Origin of the sequence: Streptomyces achromogenes subsp. achromogenes (assembly GCF_000720835.1) — a bacterium.
Classification (GTDB): domain Bacteria; phylum Actinomycetota; class Actinomycetes; order Streptomycetales; family Streptomycetaceae; genus Streptomyces; species Streptomyces achromogenes.
Genome location: NZ_JODT01000029.1, coordinates 1 through 26,092 on the forward strand (window position 1 = coordinate 1; position 26,092 = coordinate 26,092).

General features: G+C 72.4%; 21 protein-coding genes and 1 pseudogene. 13 read left to right on the top strand and 9 right to left on the bottom strand.

Annotated features, from left to right (window positions below):
- Nucleotides 1–1,046, bottom strand: a pseudogene (locus IH25_RS0126795) (BTAD domain-containing putative transcriptional regulator); the annotation flags it as partial.
- A gap of 321 nt (nt 1,047–1,367) precedes the next feature.
- Here IH25_RS0126795 and IH25_RS0126800 point away from each other — a divergent pair.
- The 5 genes from IH25_RS0126800 (at nt 1,368) to IH25_RS0126820 (ending at nt 5,758) form a co-directional block, all read left to right on the top strand.
- A complete protein-coding gene (locus IH25_RS0126800) occupies nt 1,368–2,486 on the top strand; it encodes an LLM class flavin-dependent oxidoreductase (RefSeq protein ID WP_078844431.1) in 1,119 nt (372 codons plus the stop codon).
- A gap of 193 nt (nt 2,487–2,679) precedes the next feature.
- Nucleotides 2,680–3,156: a type VII secretion target gene (locus IH25_RS0126805; protein ID WP_051754128.1), complete on the top strand. Its 477-nt coding sequence runs from the start codon at nt 2,680–2,682 to the stop codon at nt 3,154–3,156.
- A 10-nt stretch (nt 3,157–3,166) separates the two neighbouring features.
- On the top strand, nt 3,167–4,780 hold the full coding sequence (locus IH25_RS0126810; protein WP_030615793.1) for a hypothetical protein: 1,614 nt from the start codon (nt 3,167–3,169) through the stop codon (nt 4,778–4,780).
- A gap of 10 nt (nt 4,781–4,790) precedes the next feature.
- The gene (locus tag IH25_RS38650; protein ID WP_051754129.1) at nt 4,791–5,348 is read left to right on the top strand and encodes a protease inhibitor I42 family protein; all 558 of its coding nucleotides are present in this window, start codon (nt 4,791–4,793) and stop codon (nt 5,346–5,348) included.
- 23 nt (nt 5,349–5,371) lie between these two features.
- Entirely contained in the window at nt 5,372–5,758 is a 387-nt protein-coding gene (locus IH25_RS0126820; RefSeq protein ID WP_030615799.1) for a hypothetical protein, read from the top strand.
- Here the strand turns inward: IH25_RS0126820 and IH25_RS0126825 are convergent.
- On the bottom strand, nt 5,727–7,217 hold the full coding sequence (locus IH25_RS0126825; RefSeq protein ID WP_394298452.1) for a CehA/McbA family metallohydrolase: 1,491 nt from the start codon (nt 7,215–7,217) through the stop codon (nt 5,727–5,729). The two genes, IH25_RS0126820 and IH25_RS0126825, sit on opposite strands and share 32 nt — an antisense overlap.
- Nucleotides 7,218–7,312: 95 nt before the next feature.
- On the opposite strand from IH25_RS0126825, the gene IH25_RS0126830 reads away from it, so the two are divergent.
- On the top strand, nt 7,313–9,898 hold the full coding sequence (locus IH25_RS0126830) for a bifunctional FO biosynthesis protein CofGH (protein WP_030615805.1): 2,586 nt from the start codon (nt 7,313–7,315) through the stop codon (nt 9,896–9,898).
- Between the two features lie 58 nt (nt 9,899–9,956).
- Nucleotides 9,957–10,523 carry a hypothetical protein gene (locus IH25_RS0126835; protein ID WP_037655668.1) on the top strand — a complete coding sequence of 189 codons (567 nt, stop codon included), beginning with the start codon at nt 9,957–9,959 and terminating at the stop codon, nt 10,521–10,523.
- Here IH25_RS0126835 and IH25_RS0126840 read toward each other — a convergent pair.
- Nucleotides 10,520–11,035 carry a DUF2165 domain-containing protein gene (locus IH25_RS0126840; RefSeq protein WP_030615811.1) on the bottom strand — a complete coding sequence of 172 codons (516 nt, stop codon included), beginning with the start codon at nt 11,033–11,035 and terminating at the stop codon, nt 10,520–10,522. The two genes, IH25_RS0126835 and IH25_RS0126840, sit on opposite strands and share 4 nt — an antisense overlap.
- Before the next feature lie 203 nt (nt 11,036–11,238).
- On the opposite strand from IH25_RS0126840, the gene IH25_RS0126845 reads away from it, so the two are divergent.
- A complete protein-coding gene (locus IH25_RS0126845; RefSeq protein WP_030615814.1) occupies nt 11,239–12,354 on the top strand; it encodes an ADP-ribosylglycohydrolase family protein in 1,116 nt (371 codons plus the stop codon).
- 6 nt (nt 12,355–12,360) lie between these two features.
- Here IH25_RS0126845 and IH25_RS0126850 read toward each other — a convergent pair whose 3' ends face one another.
- The 3 genes from IH25_RS0126850 to IH25_RS0126860 form a co-directional block, all read right to left on the bottom strand.
- Complete coding sequence (locus tag IH25_RS0126850) at nt 12,361–13,920, bottom strand: sodium:solute symporter family protein (protein ID WP_030615817.1); 1,560 nt, start codon at nt 13,918–13,920, stop codon at nt 12,361–12,363.
- Between the two features lie 233 nt (nt 13,921–14,153).
- A complete protein-coding gene (locus IH25_RS0126855; protein ID WP_030615819.1) occupies nt 14,154–15,989 on the bottom strand; it encodes a hypothetical protein in 1,836 nt (611 codons plus the stop codon).
- Nucleotides 15,990–16,200: 211 nt separating this feature from the next.
- Nucleotides 16,201–18,672, bottom strand: a complete 2,472-nt coding sequence (locus IH25_RS0126860; protein WP_051754130.1) for a D-alanyl-D-alanine carboxypeptidase family protein — start codon at nt 18,670–18,672, stop codon at nt 16,201–16,203.
- Nucleotides 18,673–18,853: 181 nt separating this feature from the next.
- Here IH25_RS0126860 and IH25_RS0126865 point away from each other — a divergent pair, with 181 nt between their 5' ends.
- From IH25_RS0126865 to IH25_RS0126875, 3 genes are all read left to right on the top strand, one after another.
- A complete protein-coding gene (locus tag IH25_RS0126865) occupies nt 18,854–19,606 on the top strand; it encodes a GOLPH3/VPS74 family protein (RefSeq protein ID WP_030615825.1) in 753 nt (250 codons plus the stop codon).
- 334 nt (nt 19,607–19,940) lie between these two features.
- Nucleotides 19,941–20,798, top strand: coding sequence for a helix-turn-helix domain-containing protein (locus IH25_RS0126870; protein ID WP_030615828.1), 858 nt, complete (start codon nt 19,941–19,943; stop codon nt 20,796–20,798).
- A gap of 188 nt (nt 20,799–20,986) precedes the next feature.
- Complete coding sequence (locus tag IH25_RS0126875; RefSeq protein WP_030615831.1) at nt 20,987–21,178, top strand: DUF397 domain-containing protein; 192 nt, start codon at nt 20,987–20,989, stop codon at nt 21,176–21,178.
- Nucleotides 21,179–21,367: 189 nt separating this feature from the next.
- Here the strand turns inward: IH25_RS0126875 and IH25_RS0126880 are convergent, their stop codons facing one another.
- The gene (locus IH25_RS0126880; RefSeq protein WP_030615834.1) at nt 21,368–21,877 is read right to left on the bottom strand and encodes a glutathione peroxidase; all 510 of its coding nucleotides are present in this window, start codon (nt 21,875–21,877) and stop codon (nt 21,368–21,370) included.
- Nucleotides 21,878–21,926: 49 nt separating this feature from the next.
- A complete protein-coding gene (locus tag IH25_RS0126885; protein WP_030615837.1) occupies nt 21,927–22,961 on the bottom strand; it encodes an ArsR family transcriptional regulator in 1,035 nt (344 codons plus the stop codon).
- Between the two features lie 111 nt (nt 22,962–23,072).
- Between IH25_RS0126885 and IH25_RS0126890 the strand changes: the two genes are divergently transcribed.
- Nucleotides 23,073–24,266 (top strand): MFS transporter, encoded by a 1,194-nt coding sequence (locus tag IH25_RS0126890; RefSeq protein WP_051754131.1) that lies wholly within the window; start codon nt 23,073–23,075, stop codon nt 24,264–24,266.
- A 133-nt stretch (nt 24,267–24,399) separates the two neighbouring features.
- Nucleotides 24,400–25,131 carry a ferritin-like domain-containing protein gene (locus IH25_RS0126895; protein WP_030615843.1) on the top strand — a complete coding sequence of 244 codons (732 nt, stop codon included), beginning with the start codon at nt 24,400–24,402 and terminating at the stop codon, nt 25,129–25,131.
- A gap of 517 nt (nt 25,132–25,648) precedes the next feature.
- Here the strand turns inward: IH25_RS0126895 and IH25_RS0126900 are convergent.
- The gene (locus IH25_RS0126900) at nt 25,649–25,870 is read right to left on the bottom strand and encodes a hypothetical protein (RefSeq protein WP_030615846.1); all 222 of its coding nucleotides are present in this window, start codon (nt 25,868–25,870) and stop codon (nt 25,649–25,651) included.
- Between the last annotated feature and the right edge of the window lie 222 nt (nt 25,871–26,092).

Genomic DNA, 26,092 nt, shown 5'->3' on the forward strand with positions numbered 1-26,092 from the left:
GGCGTTGTCCAGCAGGACCAGCACCCGCCGGCCGCGCAGCAGGGAGCGGTACAGCGCCGACCGTTCCTCCAGGGAGTCGGGGATCGCCGAGTCGGCCGTACCCAGCGCGCGCAGGAAGGAACCGAGCACCGTCTCCGGCTCGGCGGGACGCGGGCCCGTGCCCTGGAGGTCGACGTACAGCTGTCCGTCGGGGAAGGCGGACCGCGCGCGGTGGGCCACGTGCACCGCCAGGGTCGTCTTGCCGACGCCGGGTCCGCCTGGAGGATGCGCTGCTGGAGGTCGCTCAGGCCGGGGCACGGGTCGACCCCGAGCTCCTCGGCCAGCAGGCGGCGGGTGTCCGCGTACACCGCGAGGGCCTCCGCCTGCCGGCCGCTGCGGTACAGCGCCAGCATCAGCAGTTCGCGCAACCGCTCCCGCAGCGGGTGCGCCGCCGTCAGAGCGGTCAGTTCCGAGACCGCCTCGGCGTGCCCGCCCTGCTCCAGGTCCATGTCCAGGCGGCATTCCAGGAGTTGCAGCCGCCACTCCTCCAGCCGGGCCCGCTGGGTCTCCGCGTACGGGCCGGGCACCCCGGCCAGCGGCTCGCCGTCCCACAGCGCCAGCGCCTGCCGCAGCAGCTTGCGGGCCGTGCCGAGATCGCCGGCGCCCCGCGCCTTCTCCGCCTCCGCCGCCAGGTCCTGCGCCACCGACGCGTCCAGCGCGCCCTCGCCCAGCCCGCGCACCGCGTACCCGCCGGACTCGCTGACCAGGACCCCGGGGTCGAGGATCTTGCGCAGCCGGGACGCGTACGTGCGCACCGCCGCCAGCGCCTGGGGCGGAGGCTCGGATCCCCAGAGCGCGTCGATCAGCTCGGCCGCCGTGGCCGTACGGCCCTCCCGCAGCAGCAGCGCGGCCAGCAGGGCGCGCTGCTGCGGGGAGCCCGTGCCGAGCGCCTTCTCGCCGCGCCAGGCCCGCACCGGACCGAGCACGCCGAAGCGCAGCGTGCCGGTCTCCGCGGTGGCCGCGGAGCCGGCGCGCCGCTGCTCGGGTACTCGCGGCCCACCGTCCATGCGTTCGTCCCCCTCGGCATCACGAACAACCCCGTCAGTTTGCCTTGTTCCGGGCGGTTGCGTCAGCCGTGCGAGACACCGATCACAAGGGCACGGCCACGGGACACAAGGCCCTCACGCGTTCCACAGGGTTCTCACACCCCCTTCGCGCGGCGGGGAGGGCCGGTCCGCGTAGCTGACGAGCCATCAGGTCAACGCTTCCATGCGCCGCCTGGAGGCCATGCGCCGGCCGTCGTCCCTTGACGGTCACGGCGGCCGGTGCGAGAGTCGCCCGACAGCTCCCTGACGGTCTGTCAGAGACTCTGAGGACGGTGAACCGCCGTGGAATTCGGGATCTTTGTACAGGGATACGTGGGCAAGCGCGCCGGGACCGACCCGCTGGCCGAGCACAAGGCGCTGATGGAGGAGACCGAGTACGTCATCCAGGCGGACAAGTCCGGCTTCAAGTACGCCTGGGCCTCCGAGCACCACTTCCTGGAGGAGTACTCGCACCTGTCCGCCAACGACGTCTTCCTCGGCTACCTCGCCCACGCCACCGAGCGGATCCACCTGGGCTCCGGGATCTTCAACCCGCTGGCCCAGGTCAACCACCCGGTGAAGGTGGCCGAGAAGGTCGCCATGCTGGACCACCTCACCGAGGGCCGTTTCGAGTTCGGCAGCGGGCGCGGCGCCGGATCGCACGAGATCCTCGGCTTCCTGCCCGGCATCACCGACATGAACCACACCAAGGAGATCTGGGAGGAGACGATCGCCGAGTTCCCCAAGATGTGGCTCCAGGACGAGTACGCCGGCTTCCAGGGCAAGCACTGGCAGCTGCCGCCGCGCAAGGTCCTGCCGAAGCCGTACGGCAAGTCCCACCCGGCGATGTGGTACGCGGCCGGGTCCCCGCCGTCGTACGCCATGGCCGCGCGCAAGGGGCTCGGGGTGCTCGGCTTCAGCGTCCAGAAGGTCTCCGACATGGAGTGGGTGCTGGAGCAGTACAAGACCGCGATCGTGGACGCCGAGCCGGTGGGCGACTTCGTCAACGACAACGTCATGGTCACCACGACCGCGATCTGCGCGCCCACGCACGCCGAGGCCGTCGAGACCGCGGTCGGCGGCGGGCTGCACTACCTGCCCTCGCTGGTGTTCCGCTACCACGACACCTTCCCCCGGCCGGAGGGGTTCCCGGTGTGGCCCGAGACGCTGCCGGAGTACACACCCGAGTTCGTGGAGCTGCTGATCGAGGAGGAGCTGCTGGTCTGCGGCGACCCCGACGAGGTGCTGCGCCAGTGCGAGCGGTGGGAGCGGGCCGGGGCGGACCAGCTGACCTTCGGGCTGCCGGTGGGGGTGCCGAAGGAGGAGACGCTGCGGACGATACGGCTGATCGGGGAGCACGTGATCCCGAAGATCGACACGGATCCGGTGCACCGGACGTCCCGATTCCGGGCTGCCGCTTGATCGCCGTCGCGGGGTGCGGGTCGTCTGCGGTCGGTCGCGCGGTTCCCCGCGCCCCTGCTTTCCTCCCGGAGCCGGAAAGGTTCATGGTGGGGCAGTGTGGCGGCTCGGTGCGGGGCCTGTGACACCCCGACGGCCCCCCGAACGGCGCGTGTTAGCCTCCCGCAGCCAGGGAGCAACGCGACGGGGGAGCTTGATGGGCGCGTCCACGGACGGCTACACGGTCAGGTCCGGCATGGCCGGGCAGGCGTCGGAACTGGACGGCGCGGGCGACGACGCCGGGCACGTGGCGGAGGCGGTCCGCCCCGTCGGGAACCAGGCCGCGGACACACTGGGCGGCGCCGAATCCGCCGCGGCGTTCGACGCGTTCGCCGCCGCCTGGGAGGCGGAGGCGACCACGCTGGAGTCGGCACTGCGCGAACTCGCGGACAAGGTCCGCGCGGCCAAGGGCGCGTACGGGGGCGCCGACCACACCGTGGCGACCCGCGCGGCGGCCGTCCCCGGCGGCGGCCCCACCACGATGCCCACCCCCGCGGGCGGCGGCACCGTCACCACCATGCCCACCCCGGCGGGCCCCGGTGCCGTGACCACCATGCCCACCCCGGCCGGCGGCGGCGCCGTCACCACCATGCCCGTGCACGCCGAGCGGCCGTCGGCCCTCTCGCGCTACTGAGAGGCGGACCATGACCGGATTCCTCGGCCCGCTGGACTCCCCGGCGGCCCGTCGCTCCTGGCTGGCCGGCCTGCGCGACAGCATCCCCAAGGCCACCTCCAAGAACGACCTGCTGGACCGGATCGACGGCGCCCTGTTCGTCCCCGCGCCGCAGGGCGACCCCGCGACCCTGGAGGCGCTGGGCAAGCGCTATCGCGGCCAGGTCGACAAGGCCGGCGATCTGCACGACCGGGTGAACAAGGTGGCCCGCAAGGGTCTGCCAGAGGTGTGGACCGGCAAGACCAGCGTCCTCGCCGCCGACGGGGTGGCCGCCGCCGCGCGGGCCGCGACGGACATGGCCGAGGCGTTCGACGGCGGCGCCAAGGCGCTGTACGCGCTCGCCGACGCCCTCGGCCACGCCCAGCGGCAGGACGCCGACGGCCGCGCCCGGCTGGAACAGGCCAAACGGCAACTCGGCCCCAAGGAAGGCTTCTTCGACATCGTCGACCGCATGATCGAGACCGACGAGGAGAAGCAGGCCCTCGTATCGGCCCGGTCGGCCGCCACCGAAGGCGTCGACCTGATGCACAAGGCCGCCGTCGCCGCCGACGACGCCGTGCGCGCCGCCACCCGGGACCTGAACAAGTGGGCGGCCGAGGCCCGCGCCGGGAAGCTGCGCACCGGCGGGCTGTCCGCGGTGGACCGGCTGATGCTCGCCGACACCAGCGGCAAGGCCGGCGCCGCCGAGTACAACGAGATCCTCACCGCCGGCGACCTGGAACGCTCCGGCCGGGCCATGGACCGGCTGCCGGCCGCCGACCGGGCCCGGATGGACCAGCTGCTCGCGGGCGCCGGGTCCCCGCAGGAGAAGGCGTACCTGATGAAGGCCCTCGCCGCCGGCCACAGCGTGGACGACATCGAGACGTTCGGCCGGAAGATCCACGGCAAGGACCCGGCCTGGCTCCAGCAGCACCTGTCCCCGATCGTCACCCAGGGCGACAGCCTGAAGGACGAGGGCGTCGACGCGGGCAGCGGCGCCAACGTCAACACCGACCTGCAGAGCTTCCGCGGCCAGCAGTGGGCGCAAGGAGGCGACGGCCGCGAGGGCACCTGTGTGGCCTCCTCCACCGTCACCGCCCGCGCCATGGTCGACCCCGTCTACGCCCTCTCGCTCACCGGCGGCCCCAGCGGCCAGGAGAACGACCCCGCCGCCTTCCGCCGCCGCCTGGTGGACGAACAGCACCGGGTGCACACCGAGGGCCACGGCGGCGCCAACTGGGACGGCATGGTCCTCGAAGGCAAGACCGAGGTCGTCAACAAGGAGATCAGCCCCGAGACCGGAAGCGCCTACGAACTCCACGAGGTCAAGAGCGCGGACGCCCGGCGCAACGTCCTGCCGGAGATAGAGAAGGCGGTCGCCGAGGGCAGGCCGGTGCCGATCGGTGTCGAGGGCTACGAGGCGGACGGCACCCGGCACGGACACGCCATGATGATCATCGGCCAGGAGGGTGACAAGCTGGAGATCTACAACCCGTGGGGCCAGACCACCTGGGTCAGCGAGGACGACTTCGTCAACGGCGGCATGGCCAAGGCCAGCAACAGCCAACTGCCCGACGCCTACGCGGTGCACCTGCCCCAGGACTGAGAGACCGACCATGACCTCCCGCACCACCCGGCTCGCCCCGGCCGCGCTCCTCGCCCTGCTCGCCCTCACCGGCTGCGGCACGGACGACGGCACCACCGGCGCGCCCACCCCCACCGTCGGCAGCACGAGCAGTGTGCGGGCCACACCGAGCGGCGGCACCGAGTACGGCACCGAGCGGCGCGACATCACCGTGCGGCCGGGCGAGCGCTTCTCCCTCACCGTCCCGTCGGCCCCCACCCTCGGCGAGCACTGGTACCTCGCCGACCCGCGGCCCGACAAGGCGGTGCTGGCCCACCGGGGCGAGCACACCACCGGCGACCGGAGCGAGGCCGACGGCAGCACCGGCTCCACCCGCTCCTTCGACTTCACCGCGCTGGCCCGGGGCCGTACGACGGTACGGCTGCTGCACTGCCCGCTGCACACGTGCACCGGCCCCGGCCCCGACGACCGCTCCACCCTGGGCCCCAGTCCCAGCGGGCCCCCGTCCCCGTACCCCACGCTGACCGCCGACCCGCACGCCCACGGCGCCGGCGCCGGCTACTACGTCTTCACGATCACCGTCCGCTGACCCGGACCGGAACCGAGGCCCGCATGCCCCCTTCGCCCGACTCCCGCACCGACGACGAGGTGCTGGCCGCCACCGACGTCGCCGGCCTGCTGCGCCACGGCCTGACCCAGGACGCCTTCCGCACCGCCCTGTTCGGCGACGGGGCGGTGGCCGCCGCAGTCACCCTGGACCGGCTCGGCGTGCTGCCCCGCTCCCTGGCGTTCCTCGCCGGGATCGTCCGGGCGGGCGGACTCGGGTACGCCGCCGAACTGCCCGAGCCGCTGCCGTCCCCGGAACCGGCCGCCCTGCTGCGGGAGTGGCTGGGCGGCGCCGCACCGGCCGCCGCCACCCCCGAGGCCGAGGAACGCGCCGCCCGCTGGCTGGAGGCGGTCGCCGAGATCATCGCGCTGCGCCGGGCCACCCGCCGCTGACCGCTCCGAGGAACACCGGGTTGGTGAACGCGGCCATCGCCCCCGGCACCGGACCCGGCGCCGTCTCGTGCCGCACCTCGGCCCGGACGTAGGCCGCGCGGGCCGGGGAGGTGCGCCACTCCACGGTCCCCGTGCCGGACCCCGGCAGCGGCTCGCCGGTGAACACCAGGCCCTGGTCGGTGAGGAACCGCACCGCGCAGCGCGGCGCGCCGGACACCTCCAGCCGCACGGTCACCGGGGTGTCCGGGGGCACCGCCAGCCGCTCCCCGATCCCGGCCCGCTCACCCCCTGCCGCCGTGACGGAGAAGTCCAGCGAGACATGGCGCGACTCGGCCACGTAGGACCGCCCGGCCCGCAGCCCCTCCTGGATCGCCTCCCGGGTCAGGGCGTCGGCGAGGACGACCGTCTGGGGCAGCCCGACCACGTCCGGATCGCGGTGGGCGTCGCTGTTGCCCATCGCGGGCAGCCATGCCCGCTCGCCCCGCGCCGCCGCCACCAGCCGCGCGTCCCAGCCCGCGAGCGCCAGTTCCTCGTCGGGCGTCCACACCCCGTTCCACACCTCCACGGCGTCCGCCTCCGCGAACCCGAACCGCCAGGAGCAGCCCACGCAGTCGCCGTGCGGATGGGCCGGCACGACCAGACCGCCGGCCCGCCGGATCGCCCGCGCGAAGTGCGCCCAGCGGCCGTCCCGGGCCCGGTAGCGCCAGTCGACGAAGGTGCCCGGGTCGGTGCCGAGCGCGAGCACGTGCCCGTTGCGGGTGGTGACCTCCTCGCCGAGCAGCACCAGCAGGTCGTCGCCGGCCGCGTCCGCCCAGTGCGGGTGCGCGGCGTTGGTGTTGTGGTCGGAGCTGTTGACGAAGTCCAGCCCGGCGGCGCGGGCCAGCGCCGCGATCTCGGCGGGGGTGCGGCGGCCGTCGGAGTGCACGGAGTGCAGATGGCAGTCGCCCCGGTACCAGTCCCGCCCCCGCCCCCGGGCCCGGCCGGGCGGATACACCGGTTCGGGTGTCGTACCGGCCGCCCCCTCGGTCAGGGTGACGGTCACCTCGTAGGCCAGCCCCTGCGGGGCCACGGTGTAGGGGCCGAGGGCGATGTGCCAGGTGCCGGGGGTGAGCGGTCCGGGCAGATATCCGGGGGTCGCCGCGTCGGCCCGCACGAAGAACTCGCTGCGTGCCCCGCCCGACCATCCCCGGAACCCCCGTCCGCCCACCTCGGTCCCCCGTGGGTCGAACAGCCCGATGTCGAGCGCGTTGCCGGGGGTGCCGGGCGGGACGGGGGGTTTGTCGTAGGTGTAGGTGACTTTCAACTCTGCCGTGCCCGCCGGGACTTCGAAGGGAAGGTACGCGAAGTCGGGCGAGCCGGGTGCGAAGGTGCCGCGCAAGGTCGTCACCCGTCCACGGTAGGCACCCCGAAGGGGCGCGGGACAGTATCGATTTGCGGCACCGCCGCGCGGACGCGACAAGCCACGACGGACCCGCACGCACCCACGACGAGAACCCGCCCCCCTCGGCGCCCCACCCCCGCCGGCATTGATCACCGCGACCGTATGCTCAAGAGATGACGACTTCCGCGACCTCCGGAACCGGCCCCACCGAGAACTCCATGCGTCGCGCCCTGAAACGTGCCCGGGACGGCGTCGCCCTCGACGTCGCCGAGGCGGCGGTGCTCCTTCAGGCACGCGGTGCGGACCTGACGGATCTCGCCGCCTCCGCCGCCCGGGTGCGGGACGCGGGCCTGGAGGCGGCGGGCAGGCCCGGCGTCATCACATACTCCAAGAGCGTCTTCATCCCCCTCACCCGGCTGTGCCGGGACAAGTGCCACTACTGCACCTTCGCCACCGTCCCCGGCAAGCTGCGCCGCGCCGGCCACGGCATGTTCCTGTCGCCCGACGAGGTGCTGGACATCGCCCGCAAGGGTGCCGCCCTCGGCTGCAAGGAAGCCCTGATCACCCTCGGCGACAAGCCCGAGGACCGCTGGCCCGAGGCGCGCGAGTGGCTGGACGCGCACGGCTACGACGACACCATCGCCTACGTCCGCGCCATCTCCATCCGCATCCTGGAGGAGACCGGCCTGCTGCCCCACCTCAACCCGGGGGTCATGACGTGGACGGACTTCCAGCGGCTGAAGCCGGTCGCGCCGAGCATGGGCATGATGCTGGAGACGACCGCCACCCGGCTGTGGTCCGAGCCCGGCGGCCCGCACTACGGCTCCCCGGACAAGGAACCGGCGGTCCGGCTGCGGGTCCTGGAGGACGCCGGGCGCTCCTCCGTGCCGTTCACCTCCGGCCTGCTGATCGGCATCGGGGAGACGTACGAGGAGCGCGCGGAGTCGCTGTTCGCGCTGCGGAAGGTCGCCCGCGCCTACCACGGCATCCAGGAGCTGATCATCCAGAACTTCCGCGCCAAGCCGGACACGGCGATGCGCGGCATGCCGGACGCCGAACTGGACGACCTGGTCGCCACGGTGGCCGTCGCCCGGCACATCATGGGCCCGAGCGCCTGCCTCCAGGCCCCGCCGAACCTGGTCGACGCCGAGTACGAGCGGCTGATCGGCGCCGGCATCGACGACTGGGGCGGGGTCTCCCCGCTGACCATCGACCACGTCAACCCCGAGCGCCCCTGGCCGCAGATCGAGGAACTCACCGAGCGGTCCCGGGCGGCCGGCTTCGAGCTGCGCGAACGCCTGTGCGTGTACCCGGAGTTCGTGCGCCGGGGCGAGCCCTGGCTGGACCCGCGGCTGCGCCCGCACGTGTCCGCGCTGGCCGACCCGGAGACGGGCCTGGCCCTGCCGGACGCGGTCGTCGAGGGCCGGCCCTGGCAGGAGCCGGAGGAGGTGTTCACCGCCACCGGCCGCACCGACCTGCACACGGCCATCGACTCGGAGGGCCGCACCGGCGACCGGCGCGCCGACTTCGACGAGGTCTACGGCGACTGGGAGGCGCTGCGCGAGGCGGCGGCCCCCGGCATGGCCCCGGAGCGGATCGACGCCGATGTGCGCGAGGCGCTGCGCACGGCCGCCGACGACCCGACCCGGCTGACCGACGCCGAGGCGCTGGCCCTGCTGCACGCGGACGGCCCGGCGCTGGACGCGCTGTGCCGGGTGGCCGACGACGTGCGCAGGTCGGCGGTCGGCGACGACGTCACCTACATCGTCACCCGCAACATCAACTTCACCAACGTCTGCTACACCGGCTGCCGGTTCTGCGCCTTCGCCCAGCGCCGCACGGACGCCGACGCCTACACGCTGTCGCTGGAGCAGGTGGCGGACCGCGCCCAGCAGGCGTGGGAGGTCGGCGCGGTCGAGGTGTGCATGCAGGGCGGCATCCACCCCGACCTGCCCGGGACGGCGTACTTCGACATCGCCAAGGCGGTGAAGAAGCGGGTGCCGGGCATGCACGTGCACGCCTTCTCGCCGATGGAGGTGGTCAACGGCGCGACCCGCACCGGCCTGTCGATCCGCGAGTGGCTGACGGCCGCGAAGGAGGCCGGGCTGGACTCCATCCCGGGTACGGCGGCGGAGATCCTGGACGACGAGGTCCGCTGGGTGCTCACCAAGGGCAAGCTGCCCACAGCCACCTGGATCGAGGTCGTCAAGACCGCCCACGAGCTGGGCATCCGCTCCTCGTCCACGATGATGTACGGGCATGTGGACCAGCCCCGGCACTGGCTCGGCCATCTGCGCACGCTGGCCGGCATCCAGCGGGAGACGGGCGGCTTCACCGAGTTCGTGACCCTGCCGTTCATCCACACCAACGCCCCGGTGTACCTGGCGGGGATCGCCCGTCCGGGCCCGACCCTGCGGGACAACCGGGCGGTGACGGCGATGGCCCGGCTCCTGCTCCACCCCTGGATTCCCAACATCCAGACAAGCTGGGTCAAACTGGGCACGGAGGGGGCGGCGGAGATGCTCCGCTCCGGCGCGAACGACGTCGGCGGCACCCTGATGGAGGAGACGATCTCCCGCATGGCGGGCTCCTCCTACGGCTCGTACAAGTCGATCCGCGACCTGATCGCGGTGGCCGAGGCGGCCGGCCGCCCGGCCAGGCCGCGCACCACCCTCTACGGCGAGGTCCCCGAGGAGCGGCGGCGGGCCGCCGAGGCGTCCGACGGACACCTGCCGGAGCTGCTGCCGGTCCTGGACTGAGTACGATTGTCCGACCCCCGATGCTGGACGGGGCCCCGTAGCGGAGGAGATGCGTCCCGTGGCTGCCCGACTGCCCTCGTGGGCCTGGGTCACCGGTCTGACGGCGGGGGCGACCGCGGTCGTCGTCGCCCTCGCCGTACAGGCGGACGCCGGGCCGCATCCCACGGCCGCCGCCGTGGCCCGGCCCGGCTCGTCGGCGCCGGCGACCCCGCACCCGTCCGCCTCGGCGCACACCCCGCAGGCGCCCGAGCTGCCGGACGACTCCGGCGACGGCCGCCGGATCGTCTACTCGCTGGGCGCCAAGCGGGTCTGGCTGGTCGACGCGACCGGCAAGCCGATCCGCACGTTCCCGGTGTGGCCGGGCACGGTCGCCCCGCGGCCCGGCCGCTACTCGATCACCCTGCGCACCCAGTCCCTCAAGGGCTCGGACGGCGTGGAGATCGAGCACGTCATGTACTTCACCAAGGCGGACGGCGTGAACGTCGCCTTCTCCAACGCGCTGGACGGCTCCTCCCCGCCCCCCGCGAACGGCCAGAAGCTGGGCGGCATCCGCCTGCACAAGGAGGACGGGGCCGCGCTGTGGTCCTTCGGCGACCAGGGCACCCGGGTCGCGGTCGTCGACTAGCGTCCGTCCCCGTCCGCGGCCCCCCGGGCGGGGAGCTGGTTGACGACCAGCGCGACCCCGCTGATCAGGAAGATCCGGGTCGCCGCGTCCAGGCCGTTCCACGCCTCCGACTGCCACATGGCGAACCACTCGCCGCCGATGGCGATGAACCCGCCGCCGAACAGCAGCATCAGCATCAGCAGCCCGTAGGTGGACCAGCGCCGCGCGGAATCGTCCCTGCCGCGCGCCCACAGCCAGGTCCCCCTGATCAGCAGCAGGGCGGCCACGCTCTCCCACACGATGATCAGCACGTACGCGGTGTCCTCCAGGGCCGTGCTCGTCACGGCCCGCCACTTCAGATTGCCGTCCTTGAACGTCGTGTCCATCGACAGCACGTGCCGGACGTAACTCTGGTTGGTCCCGAAGTCGGTGATGTTCCCGAAGGCGACCAGGGCGATGTAGAGGGCGAGTATGCCGGTGAGCACCCCGGCGGCGAGCCTGAGGCCCGTGGGGCGGTGGGGAGTGGTGGTCATGGCTGGATTCTCTCCCGGCCAACACCGGCCTCGCCCGCAGGGATTGAGCCAGAGGCCCGGTGAACCCCCAGGATCGCCGGGGCGAACGCGGCCGGTCCGCCGGACAACGACCCGTGGGGGAGGTTTTGTCCGGCTGAACGGACCGTTCCCGGTCGATTACAGTGCTGCGCGTCGTACAGGCGGGCGGTGCCAGGGGAGGTCTGGTGGGGGTGACGACCGGTGCCGTCTGGGGCCGTGCCGAACAGCAGGACTATCGCAGCAGGGTGCGCGGGACCCTGCTCGGGGTGGCGGTGGGCGACGCGCTCGGCGGGCCCGCCGACACCCTCTCCCTGGACGGGATCCGGGCCGCGTACGGCGGTGCGGGGCTGCTCGACCTGGCCCCCGGGTACGGCCGGCGCGGCAGCGTCACCCACCACACCCAGCTGACCCTGTTCACCGTGGACGGGCTGATACGCGCCCAGGTACGGCGGGACACCGGCGCCTGGCACCCGCCGACCGATCTGCACCGGGCGTATCTGCGCTGGGCGGCCACCCAGCGGGACTGGGGTCCCGACGAGCGCCGCGCGGAGGACGGCTGGCTGGCCCGCGAGGAGTGGCTGTACGCCCGCCGCGACCCCACCCGCGCGCTGCTGACCGGGTTCGGCGACCGGACCATGGGCACGCCGGAGTCCCCGAAGAACCCGGACGAGATGGGCCCCGAGGCGGTCGCCCGCTCGGCTCCCTTCGGGCTGCTCGTCGGCTGGGAGCCGCAGCTCGTCGTCCAGCTGGCCGTGGAGTGCGCGGCCCAGACCCACGGCCATCCCGTCGCCTGCCTCTCGGCGGGCGCGTACGCCGTGATCGTGCACGGGCTGGCCCGGGGCGACAGCCTGGACGGCGCCGTGCAGCGGGCGCTGGCCCTGCTCACCGCCCGCCCCGGCCACCAACCGGTCTGCGACGCCCTCCAGCACGCCCTCGGCGCGGTACGGCAGGGCATGCCGACCCCGGCCCGGGTGGAGGAGCTGGCCGGCGACGGCACGGCGGACGGGCTGCTGGCCGCCTCCGTGTACTGCGCGCTGGTGGGGGAGGACGTACGGCACGGGCTGTGCCTCGCGGTCAACCAGAGCGGCCCGTCGGCGGCGGCCGGCGCCCTCACCGGGGGCCTGCTCGGCGCCCTGCACGGCGAGACGGCCCTCCCGCCGGCCTGGCTGGCCGAGCTGGAGGGCCGCCCGACACTCCTCGAACTCGCCGACGACTTCGCGATGGAGATGACCCAGGGCCCGGCCCTGCACGGACCCTCCGGGGCGTCACCGGGCTGGCTGGCGCGCTACCCCCGGGCGTGAGCGGCCCTACGGCGCCCCCACCACGTCGTCCCCCGCCTTGGCCGGTACCGGGACCGCCGCCGCCCCGCCGCCGTCGGTGTTCACCTTCTCTATGACCGCCAGCCGCTCCGGGGTGTCCTCCGGCTTCAGGTAGCCGATCAGGACGTACAGGACCAGGGAGACCGCGAGCGGCACCGAGACCTGGTACTGGAGCGGCACACCGCCGTCCACGTTCCAGTTGATGGGGTAGTTGACCAGCCAGAAGGCCAGCAGGCCCGCCGCCCAGCTGGTGAGCGCCGCCGTCGGTCCGGAGCGGCGGAAGGCGCGCAGCAGCCCGAGCATCATCGGGATCGCGATCGGACCCATCAGACCGGCCACCCACTTGATGACGACCGTGATGATGTCCTTGAACGCGGGGGAGTTGACCTGGGTCGCGACCGCCATGGACAGGCCGAGGAAGACGACCGTGGTGACCCGGGCCGCGATCAGCCCCGAACGCTCGCCCCAGCCCCGCGCCCTGGCCGACAGCACCGGCGCGAGGTCCCGGGTGAAGACGGCCGCGATCGCGTTGGCGTCGGAGGAGCACATGGCCATGGTGTGGGAGAAGAATCCGACGATGACCAGGCCCAGCAGCCCGTGCGGCAGCAGCTGTTCGGTCATCAGCGCGTAGGAGTCGGAGCCGTCCGGCTTCTGCGCCTTCACCAGCAGCGGGGACATCCACATCGGGAAGAACAGGACGACCGGCCAGACCAGCCACAGGATGGCCGACAGCCGGGCGGAGCGCTCGGCCTGGCGGGCGCTGCCGGTGGCCATGTAGCGCTGGGCCTGGTTCAGCATGCCGCCGTTGTACTCGAACAGCTTGATGAACAGGAACGCCAGCAGGAACACGGTGCTGTACGGGCCGACCAGCGGCTTGCCGTGGCCGTGCAGCGCGGGCTCGTCCCAGGCCCCGAGGAAGCCGATGTGCTTGTCGTTCAGCTTCACCACGACCGCGATGAACATGGAGATGCCGGCCAGCAACTGGATGACGAACTGGCCCAGTTCGGTCAGCGCGTCCGCCCACAGGCCGCCGATCGTGCAGTAGACGGCGGTGATCGCGCCGGTGATGAGGATGCCCTGGTTCAGCGAGACCCCGGTGAACACCGACAACAGCGTGGCGATCGCGGCCCACTTGGCGCCCACGTCCACGATCTTCAGCAGCATGCCGGACCAGGCGAGCGCCTGCTGGGTCGGCAGGTTGTAGCGGTTCTTCAGGTACTCCAGCGGAGAGGCCACATGGAGCCGCGAGCGCAGCCGGTTGATGCGCGGCGCGAACAGCTTCGACCCGATGGCTATGCCGAGCGCGATGGGAAAGGACCAGGTGATGAAGGAGGTGACGCCGTAGGTGTAGGCGATGCCCGCGTACCCGGTGAACATCACGGCGCTGTAGCCCGACATGTGGTGCGAGATGCCGGACAGCCACCAGGGCATCTTGCCGCCGGCCGTGAAGAAGTCGGAGACGTTGTCCACGCGCTTGTGCGACCAGACGCCGATCGCGACCATCACACCGAAGTAGCCGATGAGCACGGCCCAGTCGAGACTGTTCATGTGCCCGATCGTGGTTCCGCTCACATGAACGCGACAAGCAATCGTAAGGTCAAGTCGCGGTAAAATCGTTCGTTGTAGTGACCCTCATTCACATCTATGAACTCGCATGTCCGAGTCGTCCGCGGCGTCCTTCCACCGGGAGGCGCCGGGCGGAGCACTTCACCGGGCTGGACGAGCAGGTGTCCGCGGCCACGGACACCCGCGTCACCGAGCCGCGCGACCGACCGTCGCCGTCACTTCAGCCCGTCCGGGCACGGCGTACCGCGCGGCAGCTGGTACGGCGCGGCCAGCCGGTACGTCCCGGCCTTCGGCGCCACCAGCACCGTCCACCGGTCCCCGTTCGCGTCCTCCGGTGTCTGCGTGAGACATCCGTTGACGTTCCGGTAGGTCTTGGGCGTGCCGGAGGACTCCTGCGGCGGCTTCAGGCTCTTGCCGTGCTCGTCCACGACGCTCAGCCACGGCGAGTACGGGATCCGCACCAGCACCCGGCCGGGCTTGCGCACCCGCAGCGTCATCTCCACCTGGTCGGCGCGGTCCACCACCGCGTTCGGCTCGGCGAGCGGCGCCGGGTCGGTCACCTTGAACAGCTGCCAGTTGGCGTCGCCCCAGACCTGCTTCAGATACGGCATCCCGCTGCGCAGCAGCTCCCGCTCCCGCTGGCCGCCGGACCCGTCCAGATCGTCCTTGGGCAGCACCACGTAGTGCACGGCCCAGCGCTTCAGCCACTCGTGGTAGCTGGCCGAGTTCAGCGTGTCGTCGTAGAAGAGCGGGTTGCGCTCCATGTCGGCCTGCCGGTTCCAGCCGCGGGCCAGGTTGACGTACGGCGCGAGCGCGGAGGCCTCGCGGTGCGAGCGGGCCGGGACCACCTCGACGCGGCCCTTCTCGGCGCCGCCCTTCTGCAGCTCGTTCACCAGCGGGGCCAGCTCCCGCGCCCAGGAGGCGGCCGGGGTGGTGTGGATGATGTCGTCCACCGACTTGTAGCCGAGCCAGCCGACGAAGCCGAGGAAGGCCAGCACGGTCAGGTACCACTTGCGCGACTTCGGCACGGTGTACGGCAGCGCCGCGATCAGGGTCGCGCCCGCGAACAGCATCGGCAGCCGCGAGATGTTCGATCCGATCTGCGAGCTGATCAGCCACACCAGCACCACGGCGACGCTGTAGACGGCCGCCGTCAGCCGGACGGTCACCCACCGCTTGGGCACCAGGAACAGGCACAGCAGGCCGTACAGCAGCGGCATGACCACCGAGCCGAACCCCATCGGCTGGGTCCCGGAGAACGGGAACAGCCAGGCCGACACCGCGACCACCGCCGACGGCGCGAGTCCCAGCGCCCAGGCGCCGGGCCGCCGCTTCTGGAGGAACAGGGAGACCGCGACCAGCCCCACGAACAGCCCCGCCACCGGCGAGCCCATCGTGGCGAGCGCCGCCAGCGGGGCGGTGACCAGGGCCTTCGCCCAGCGCTTGGTCCGCCACCGGTACGGCCAGCAGAACACCGCCGCGACCGCGCCGAGCGCGAACATCATGCCGAGCCCGAAGGTCACCCGCCCGGAGATCGCGTTGCACAGGAGCGCGAAGACCCCGGCGAGCGAAGCCCACAGCGGGTTCCGCACCACCCGGGAGCGGATCAGCACCAGCGTCAGCAGCCCCGCCGACACGGTGCCGGCGATCATCATCGTCGTACGGACCCCGAGCACCGACATCAGATACGGCGACACCACGCTGTACGACACCGGGTGCATGCCGCCGTACCAGGCGAGGTTGTACGCCGAGTCCGGGTGCCGGCCGACGAACTCCGCCCACGCGTCCTGGGCGGCGAGATCACCGCCGCTGTTCGCGAAGGTGAAGAACCAGATGATGTGCAGCACACCCGCGAGGGCCGTGACCGACAGCACGGGATGCCGCAGCAGACGCCGGCGCAGCGCCCCGAGCGCGGTGTCCGCTTCCGCGGCCCGGCCGGAGGGCACCTCGGGGGTGCCGCCGTCCGCGCCGTTCCCGGACAGGCGTATTCGCGCACCGGCTCCCGGGCCCGGTTCGGCGTCGTCGGCGCGTGTCGGCTCCGCTGTGGCCACTGAAGGCACTCCCCGTGTCCCGTCTTCTGTTCTCGGCCGCTTCCACGGTGTACCCGGCCGCTTTCCGATTTCTTCCGGTTCTTCCAGTTCGCGGCCCTGTCTTGCGTGACCGGCGACCTGCCCCGATTCGTGACGCTAGCACGCACCCCGTCGCCGAGGCTCCCGGGTTGGGGGCCGGTGACGGGGTGCGGGGGCGGGGGCGGTCCGGTGATCAGCCCAGACGGGTCAGCTTGGCGCCGAAGCCGGGCTCGGCCAGATCCTTCTTCAGGGCCACCGGAACCTTGACCGCGGCGGCCGTGCCGTCACCCACGGTGAGCGTGCCGACCCGGGTGCCGGCCTTCGCGGTGTGCGGCACCGACCCGGAGGCGAAGGTCAGCCTGACCTTCAGGCCCGCCCAGCCGACCGCCGTGACGTCCTCGGTGACCACGATGGGGGTGTGACCGCCGAGCCGGTCGTCCACATAGCCGACCACATCGCCCTTCTTCAGGACCTTCGTGGAGGTCAGGTCCTCCCGGGCGGCGAGCAGCGCGGTCTTGCTGACCTTGTTCGCGGTGTCCAGGATGTCCGGCTTGTGCTGTCCGAGGATCGCGCCGACGATCGTCACCGTCTGCCCGCCGACCTTCTTGCGGTCGGCGAACAGCAGGTTGCCGCCGGCCGCGGTGGTGCTGCCGGTCTTGATGCCGATCGCGCCGATCCGGTACGGCAGCTCGTTCGTGTTCGGCCAGAAGTGCCCGGAGGGGTCCGTCCAGCTGGCCACGCTGGTGATGGCGACCAGCGCCGGGACCTTCACGACCGCGCGGCCGAGCTTCACCTGGTCGTGGGCCGTGGAGACGGTGGTCTCCTTCAGGCCCGAGGGGTCGGTGTACGTGGTGCCGGTCATCCCCAGCTCCTTGGCGGTGGCGTTCATCTTCTTCACGAACGCCGCCTCCGAGCCCGCGTCCCAGCGCGCGAGGAGCCGCGCGATGTTGTTGGCGGAGGGGATCATGACGGCGGACAGGGCCTGCTTCTCGGTGAGGTACTGGCCGGCCTTGACCGTGGTGAGCGTCGACTCGCCCGCGGTGTTGTAGCCGGCCTCCTTCTCCGCCTTCTCGTCGATCTTGATCTTCGGGCCCTCCTGGCCCGGCTTCAGCGGGTGGTCGCGCAGGATGATGTACGCGGTCATGGTCTTGGCGACCGAGCCGATGGCCGCGGGCTTCTGCTCGCCGAAGTTCCCCATCGTGCCGATGCCGTCCACGTCCACCCAGCCCTGGCCCTCGCCCGGCCACGGCAGCCGGGGCGCGCCGCCGTCGAACGTGTAGGTGTCCTCGGCGGTGAGCGCGAGGGCCGGCGCCGGCAGCGGACGGAACGCCTGCACGACCGCGAAGATGATCGCCAGGAGCAGGACCAGCGGGGTCCAGATCTTGATCCGGCGCACGAGCGTGCGGACCGGGGTCTCCGGGGGCGGCGGCGTGTTGGTCAGCTCCGCCAGCAGGTCCAGCGGCGGCTTGGGCGGCAGCGGCTGCTGGGTGGTGCGCTCGGGGCCGATCCGGGGGACGGCGGTGGTGGCCTCGGCCACGGGCGCCTTGTCGTCCGGGGGCGTGCCGTCCTTCGGCGCGGGGGCCTGGCCGGCCCGGCGCATGTCGTCCTTCAGCGCGACGAACTTGCTGGTGCGCTCGGACTCGGACTCGGCGGCGGGCTTGGTGTCGGCGGGCTTGGTGTCGGCGGGCTTCGGCTTGCCGGTGTCGCCGACCTTGAGCATGGTGGTGGGCTGGTCGACGGCCGGCTTCTTGGGCTGTACGGCCTTGAAGACGGTGGTCGGCTGATCGACGCCTGCGGCGGAGGGGCCGGGCTTGGCGCCGGACTTGGCGCCGGGGGCGGCGTCTTTCTTCGCGTCGGTGTCGGTGTCCGCGTCGGCTTTGGCGCCGGTGTCGATCTTTGCGTCCGCGTCCGCGTCCGCGTCTATGCCGGCCTTGGCGTCAGGGGTCGCGTCGGAGTCGGCGCCCGCCTTGGGCTCGGCGTCGGTGCCGGGCTCGGCGTCGGCCTCTTCCTTGGCGTCCGTCGTGGCCTTCACGCCGGCGTCGGCACCGCTCTCGGCGTCGTCCTTGTCGGTGACTTCGTCCTTGCCGTCGGTGTCGGCCTTGGCGTCGACGGGGTCGTCGGCGTCGGCCTTGCTGTCCGTGTCGGCATCCGACCGGTCACCGTCACCGTCCCCGTCCCCGGTGTCGGACGAACCCTCAGAACGGGCGTCGGCACGCGAGTCGGAGGACTCGTCACTCTCACCCTCGTCCTCGGCCTCCCCGTCGGACGAACTCCCGCTCGCCGCGACCTCCTTGGACGCCCCCTCGTCCGCATCTCCCGCCGCACCGGCTCCCTTTGCAGTCGCGTCGGTCCCCGGCTCGCGGATCCACGCCGAGACGGCCGCGCGCAGGTCCGTGTCCCCGTCGGCCGGGACGGAGTCCTGGGCGCCGGAGGGCTCTTCGGGCTCGGCCGGGGTGTCGGGCTCGGCCGGGGTGTCCGGTCGTACCGTCAGGACCTTCGTCGCCGTGTCCGTACCGCGGGCCGAGGAATCCTTTTCGCGGGCCACCGTCAGCCGCGGATCGCGCGTCTCGGGAACCGAACCCGCGCTCTGGGATGTCGGTTCCGCCGACGACTCGCGCTGCTTCGACCTGTCGGGGGACTCGCCCGCCACCGATGCCTCCTCCATGCGCCGCGCGCTTGCGCGCGCGCCCTGTCCGAACCATGTACCAGTGTCCTGTGTGAGGGCTTGGCCCCTGCGGTAGACGAGAACGACATACCTGCCGGTTCCCTTACGAACCGGTCACGCACCCTCGACAGACCAATGTGAGAGGGGTCACCCTGTCATTCATCCACGCGGGGAGGCATGGATGGGCAGGAGCCGCAGAACACTTCCGGAGGAGCTTCTGCTGCTGGCACTGGACCCGGCCACGGGTACCACTGCGCAGCCGCAGTCGCTCGACCTCGGTCTGGCCGGTGCACAGCTAGTGGAGCTGGCGCTGGCCGGACGGATAGCCCCAGACGGGGATCGTATCGCCGTGGTGGTGCCACGGCCGACAGGAGATCCGACTCTGGACAGCGCGTTGGAGTTGCTGCGCAGGCGCGGCGCTCCGGTACGTGCCGTCCACTGGATCGGCGGGCCCCGGCTGGGGCTCAGGCAGACCTATCTGTCGCATCTGGAGCGGTGCGGCATGGTCGCCGCCGTACCCGGCCAGATGTGCGGGGTGCTGCCGACCACGCGTTACCAGGCGACCGACACCGCCATCAGCCGGGAGATCCGAGCCCGGCTGGATTCCGCGATCCGCACCGGCGTACCGCCGGACCCGCGGACCGCGGCGCTCGCCGCCCTGGCGCACGCCGTCGGGCTCGGCAAGCACCTGTATCCGGGGAACGAGGGACGCTCGTCCCGCTCCCGGCTGCGGGATTTGATCCGGCACGACCCCATGGGCGGGCTCGTCGCGCACGCCGTCATGGACGTACAGAACGGCGCGGCGGCCCAGCCGCGCCGGGGCTCGGCCCCGGCCGGCCGGCAGGCCGCGTCCGGAGCCAGGGCGGCGGAACCCGCACGCGGGGTTCCGATGCAGCCGCACCGCGGGTCCATGGCGCGTGCCGTGGCCCACTGAGCCGCACGCACACCCGCACGACCGCGCGCACGCACACACGCACGACCGCGGGCCGGGCCGCAGGCCCGGTGCGCACGCACCCGGTACGCACGCACCCGGTACGCACAGACCCGGTTCGGGAGCCGCTGGTCGGAGCGGGGCGGTGGGACCACTGTCGTGGTCCCGCCGTCCCGCTCGACTGCGTCCACCCGTTCGAAGGGCTTCGCGGGACGTCGTCGACGGGCGGTGCATATCCGCCGTTTCCCAGCGCCGGAAAGCACCTTGGTGGCAGTCTGCTCAACAGCAGATACGGAAAGTGTTGAGTCACAGGCAGGCAGCCGGAGGTGCACGTCCCGTGGCGTCCAATGTCAATCCCACCGTAAGGCGACGCCGGCTGGGCCAGGAGCTGCGCAGGCTCCGCGAGCTCAAGGGCATGACGGCCGAAGAGGTGGCGGAACGACTGCTGGTGTCGCAGTCGAAGATCAGCAGACTGGAGAACGGCCGCAGGAGCATCAGCCAGCGCGATGTGCGCGACCTGTGCGGGGTCTACGAGGTCGAGGACAAGCGGATCGTCGACTCGCTGATGGAGATGGCCCGGGACTCGCGGCAGCAGGGCTGGTGGCACACCTTCGGGGACATCCCGTACAGCGTGTACATCGGCCTGGAGACCGACGCGGAGTCGCTGCGGGTGTACGAACCGCAGATCGTCACCGGTCTGCTCCAGACCCGCCCCTACGCCGAGGCGCTGGTGCGCGGCGCGCTGCCGGAGACCTCGGCGGAGGAGATCGAAAAGCGCGTCGAGGTGCGGATGCGGCGGCAGGAGCGCATCACCACCGAGCGCAACCCGCTGCGGCTGTGGGTGGTGCTGGACGAGGCCGCGCTGCACCGGGTGGTGGGCAGCAGGCTGGTGATGCGCGAGCAGTTGGAGCACCTCATCGAGCTGTCCGAGCTGCCGCACGTCACCGTGCAGGTGCTGCCGTTCGAGGTGGGCGCGCACCCGGGCATCAACGGCCAGTACGCGATCCTGGAGTTCGCCGACGCGGCCGACTCCAGCGTGGTGTACCTGGAGGGCGTCACCAGCGACCTGTACCTGGAGAAGGCGCAGGACGTGCAGAAGTACGCCGTGATGTACGAGCACTTGCGGGCGCAGTCGCACAATGTGGAGGTGTCCCGGCAGTTCATCGCGGAAGCGGCGAAAAGGTTCGCCGACTGAGGCGGGAGGGGCACGGGCGCGGGATCGTACACCGCCGGTCCGCTTCGGTGGAAGGCTCGCCCGGAATATGCCATCCGGTCGAGTGAACGGCTCCTCCGTCAGGGGAAGTTGCCCGCTAGCGTCGATCATGCCAATCGGACGACACGGTTGGCGCGAACCGGACCACCGCAACCGCAACAGGAGTGGACATGGCACTGATTCAGGGCGCTTCGGAGACGTGGATGAAGTCGTCGTACTCCGGGGGCAACGGCGCCTGCGTCGAGGTCAAGGCGCCGACCGCCGCCGAGCTCGCCGTCCGTGACTCCAAGGACATCGAGGGCCCGGTGCTGGCCTTCCCGGCCGACGCCTGGAACGCCTTCGTCGCCTCCGTCAAGGCGTAGTGGCCTCCGCCGAGGCGTAAGGGCCCTTCCCGGCCCTGTCCGGCACGACAACCGCACACGCACCGCCTGAAGGGCCCTCTCGACCAGTCGCCGTCCTTGCCGAGAGGGCTCTCCCTTTTCCCGGCCGCCCGGTACCCGACACGGGCGGCCGTGGCCGGTCCGGTTCCCGCCCGGCCCGGCCGCTGTTCGTTACCGGCCCAGCTGGGACTCGATCGCGGCGACGACCTCGGCCGAGTCCGGCTCGGTCTGCGGCGAGAACCGGGCGACGACCCGGCCGTCCCGGCCGATCAGGAACTTCTCGAAGTTCCAGCGGATGTCCCCGCTGTGCCCGTCGGCGTCGGCGAATCCGACGAGCCGCTCGTACAGCGGGTGCCGGCCCGGGCCGTTCACCTCCACCTTCTCGGTCAGCGGGAAGGTCACGCCGTAGGTCGCCGAGCAGAACTCCGCGATCTCCTCGGCGCTGCCCGGCTCCTGCCCGAGGAACTGGTTGCAGGGCACGCCGAGCACGGTGAAGCCCCGTGCCGCGTACCGCTTCTGCAGCTCCTCCAGCGCCGAGTACTGCGGGGTAAGGCCGCACTTGGAGGCCACGTTCACGACGAGGACGGCGTTGCCCGCGAGCCGCGACAGCTCCGCGGAACCGCCCTGGAGGGCACCGATCTCGACGTCCAGCGGGGAGCCGCTGTGCTCAGTAGTCGTCATGCCACCGGATGCTAGTCCCTGGGCCCTTCCGCACCCGCTGCTCCCGGCCTCACGCGTCCGCCCCGCCCGCCTCGTGCCCGCTCACCCGGGACCCGCCTGCCTGGTGCCCGCCCGCCTCGTGCCCGCTCGCCTCGACCAGTACGTCCCCCGCCGTCGTCCGCACGTACAGCACCGCCCGTCCGGCCCGCCGCCGCTCCACCAGCCCCGCCTCGCGCAGCACCTTCAGATGCCGTCCGACGGAGCCGAGGCCCTGCCCGGTCACGGCGGTCAGCTGGGTCGTGCTCATGGGCGAGCCGAGCAGCACGAGCACCCCGGCCCGGGCCGCCCCCAGCAGCGCGCCCAGTCCCGCCGGGACCGTACGCCCGCCGTCCCCGGCCAGCACGCCGGCGCAGGGGTAGACCACGGCGTACCGCTCCCGTTCCGCCCAGGACACCCAGCCCTGCCGCTGCGGGGTCACCGGCACGAAGAGCAGTTCGGCGCCGGAGATGTCGCGCGGCGGATACTCGTGCTGGTTGACCTGGAACCGGTTGTCCCCGAGCCAGCGCGTCCCGCCCGGCCGCAGGCCGCCCAGCGCGCTCGCCCAGCCGCCCCGGCTCACCTGCGCCGTCCGCGCCAGCACATCCGCCTCCAGCACCCGCCGGCGCCGCTCCCAGGAGGGCCGTACGGTCTCCTCCCACACCCACTCCAGCAGCGTGGCCGCCCGCTCCGCCAGGTCGTCCCGGTCGAGCACGGCGGGCAGCGGCCCGGCGAGCGAGAGCCGCAGATGGGCGCGGGCGGCACCGGGATCGACCGCGCGCACCCGACCGACCTCCGCGGCGAAGTCCTCCCCGGGGCGCGGGGTGGGCGTCAGGAAGTCGGCGATCCACTCCCGCCCCAGCCCCGCCCGCACCAGCCGCGCGGTCACGGGGTCGGCCGCGAGCCGGGCACGGTAGGCGGGCAGATGGGCGCCCAGCCAGGCATGCTCCCCGGGATGCGCTCCCTGCCCGGCGTGCAGCAGCTTCAGGCACCCGAAGACCTCGGCGAGCGGAGAGACGACGAACCGGCTCCGGGCGAGCGTGTCGGCGTCGAGCTGCCACCACCCCATCCGAGCGGCACCTCCCCCTGGGACGTTCCGCGCGGGACGTCGCGTGCGGGACCTTTCGCGTGCGGGCGAAACAATAACGGGCGTCCGGCGGCCCGGCCGAGACTCCGGACCATGACCGGCTACCGATCCCTTTTCCGCACCCCGGAGTTCACCCCGCTCTTCCTCGCCACGGCCGCGCAGACCGCCGCCCAGACCATCGGCGGCCTCGCGCTGGGCACGCTGGTGTTCCGGGCGACGGGCTCCCCGCTGCTGTCGGCGGTGAGCATGTTCGGCCAGTCGCTCGCCCAGGTGCTGGGCGCCACCGTCCTGCTCTCGGGTGCCGACCGGCTGCCCCCGCGTACGGCGCTGTGCGCGATCGCGCTGGCCTTCGCGGCCGGTACGGCGGCCCAGGCACTGCCCGGTCTCCCGGCCGGCGCGCTCCTCGCCGTCCTGCTGCCGCTGGGCCTGGTCGCCTCGCTCGGCGGCGGGGTCCGCTGGGGCCTGCTGAACGAGATCCTCACCAAGGACGGCTATCTGCCCGGGCGTTCGCTGTTCAACATGGTGAGCGGACTGTCGCAGGTGGCCGGTTTCGCCACCGGCGGCGCCCTGCTCGCCGCCCTGTCCCCGCGCACCTGCCTGCTGCTGGCGGCGGCCCTGTACCTGACGGCCGCGCTCGTCCTGCGGCTCGGCCTGACCCCCCGCCCGCCCCGCGCGGCCGGCCGCGCCTCGGCGTCGGAGACCTGGCGCGTCAACGCCGCGCTGTGGTCGTCCCGGCCGCGCCGTCTGACGTACCTGGGCCTGTGGCTGCCCAACGGCATGGTCGTCGGCTGCGAGTCGCTGTACGTGTCGTACGCCCCGCACGCGGCCGGCACCCTGTTCGCGTGCGGGGCGCTCGGCATGTTCGCCGGGGACGTGACGGTCGGCCGGCTGCTCCCCGCCCCCGTCCGCGCCCGCCTGGCCACCCCGCTGCTGCTCCTGCTGGCGACGCCGTTCCTGGTCTTCTGCGCCCACCCGCCGCTCCCGGTGGCGGCGGCCTGCGTCACCGTGGCCTCGGCAGGCTTCGGCGCGAGCCTGGTCCAGCAGGAGCGGCTGATGCGCCTCACCCCCGACACCATGACCGGCCAGGCCCTCGGCCTGCACTCGGCGGGCATGCTGACCCTCCAGGGCCTCAGCGCGACAGCGGCGGGCACCCTGGCCCAGCTCACGTCACCCGCGACGGCGATGACGACGATGGCGACGGGCTCGGTCTGCGTCACGCTGACGCTGGCCATGGCATCCCGCCGCCCGGGGATCCACCGGGAGGAACGCGCGCTGCCCTCGAGCTGAACCGGAACGCATCCCAGGGGCTCGGCGCTGCTGACGTCATCCTGGGCCCGCGGTGAGGGTGGAACGGCGCGGGGCCGGCCGGCGTCGTCCCTCTCCGGGGCGCGGTGGACGTGTCCCGGAGAGGGGCAACCGAGTGCGGACGGACGGCTTCGCCAAGTGGACAAGGCGGTTCGAGGACGAGCGCGAGCGCAGGCGAGCCCAGGGCGACCCGGACTGGGGACACAGCCCGAGGCTGCATCCGGCGGTGTGGGCCGGCATTCAGCGCTTCCAGGTCGGCGAGAACGGTGACGGTGCCAACCTCGTCGGCAAGGCGGACGAGGCGGGCGACGGCGACTACGCGCAGGCGGTCCGGCTGTTCGTCGCCGAGGAACAGAACCACGCCCGCCTGCTCGCCCGGCTCTTGGCCGCGGGTGGCCTACCGACCCTGACCGGACACTGGAGCGACACGGTCTTCGTACGGTTGCGACGCCTCATGGGCCTGCGGATGGAACTGCTGGTGCTGATGATCGCGGAAGTGGTGGCACTCCGCTACTACCGGGCCTTGCGCGACGGCACGGACGACTCGCTCACCACGGAGGTGGCGGGGCGGATCCTCGCCGACGAGCAGCGCCACGTCCCGTTCCACTGCGAACGCCTGCACGCCTCCCTGGCAGAACTGCCTCGCGCGATACGCCGTCCGCTGATGTCCCTGTGGCGGCTCCTCCTGCTCGCCGTATCCATCGTCGTCGCAGTGGACCACGGCCCCGCACTCCGCCGACTCGGCATCGGCCGCCTCCGTTTCGTCTCCGACGTGACGGTCTCATCCGGTCCGGTCATCGCGGCGGTGCTGACATCCGACCCGGAGGCTTGGAGGCCCACGGACTGACGGGGAGAAACCCTGGGCTGCGTACGAGCCACGCCCCCCGGTCTCGACCGTCGTGCGGACCAGTGCGGGATTGCCGGGCGCATGTCCTCTGCGGAAGGCGCACCGCTCCGCGCAGCGGTGCACGGCGGGTCGGGGAAGTTGCTCGGCGGAGCCGTCCGAACGCCGGTGAACGGGGCTGAACGAGACGGAAACTGAGACTGCGGCACTCTTCACCGCAGCCTGGGAGACGGCCCGCGGCCAGTTGCCGGAGCCGTCGTCATGCGTGGACCTAGGCTGCCTTGGGCCGCGCCGCGCGTAGGCCCGGGGCGGGCTCCTGTGCGTCGAGTGGCAAGGTCTCGTCTTCCCCGAAGTCGGGGGCCTGGAAGAGGTTGGTCGTCGCCGGAGGCGGCGATGCCGCGGCGGAGCAGCGGGGCTGCCCTTCCGGGGCGGAAAACAGCGACGTCAGATCGATGAGAGGACTCTCTTTCGTTACAGGTCCCTGAAGGGGCCTGGTGTGCCGTGACCGGGCACAGCGGTCCTACAGCCTGGTCATCTTGCCGTACGGGCTCAGGATCCGCATTTGCGCCGAGCCGAAATCCACGAGCGCCGCGATTCCGTCCTCGATGCCGATGACTCGCCCGAGGCCGTACATGTCGTGGGTGACCTGATCGCCCACGGCGAAGTGCTTGGGAGCCGGTGTGACCGGAGCCTTGAAGGGGCTGGTAGGCAGATGACGCTTCGGCGCAGCAGGCTTTGTCATGACTCAGTATGACCCTACGCGCGTCCCGTTTGCTGTGGCCATCGGCACAGATCCGGACGGGCACGACCGCTCCGTGCCACTGACCTGCGGTTTCGAGACGTGATGAGGCGAAACTGGACCGCAGGTCCCCCCTCACTGACCATGGCCGGCCCCAGCATCTCGCACTGCTGTGGCACGAACATCAGCCGCCGGTAGTCGCCCAGGCGACCGGCCCCGTTGAGG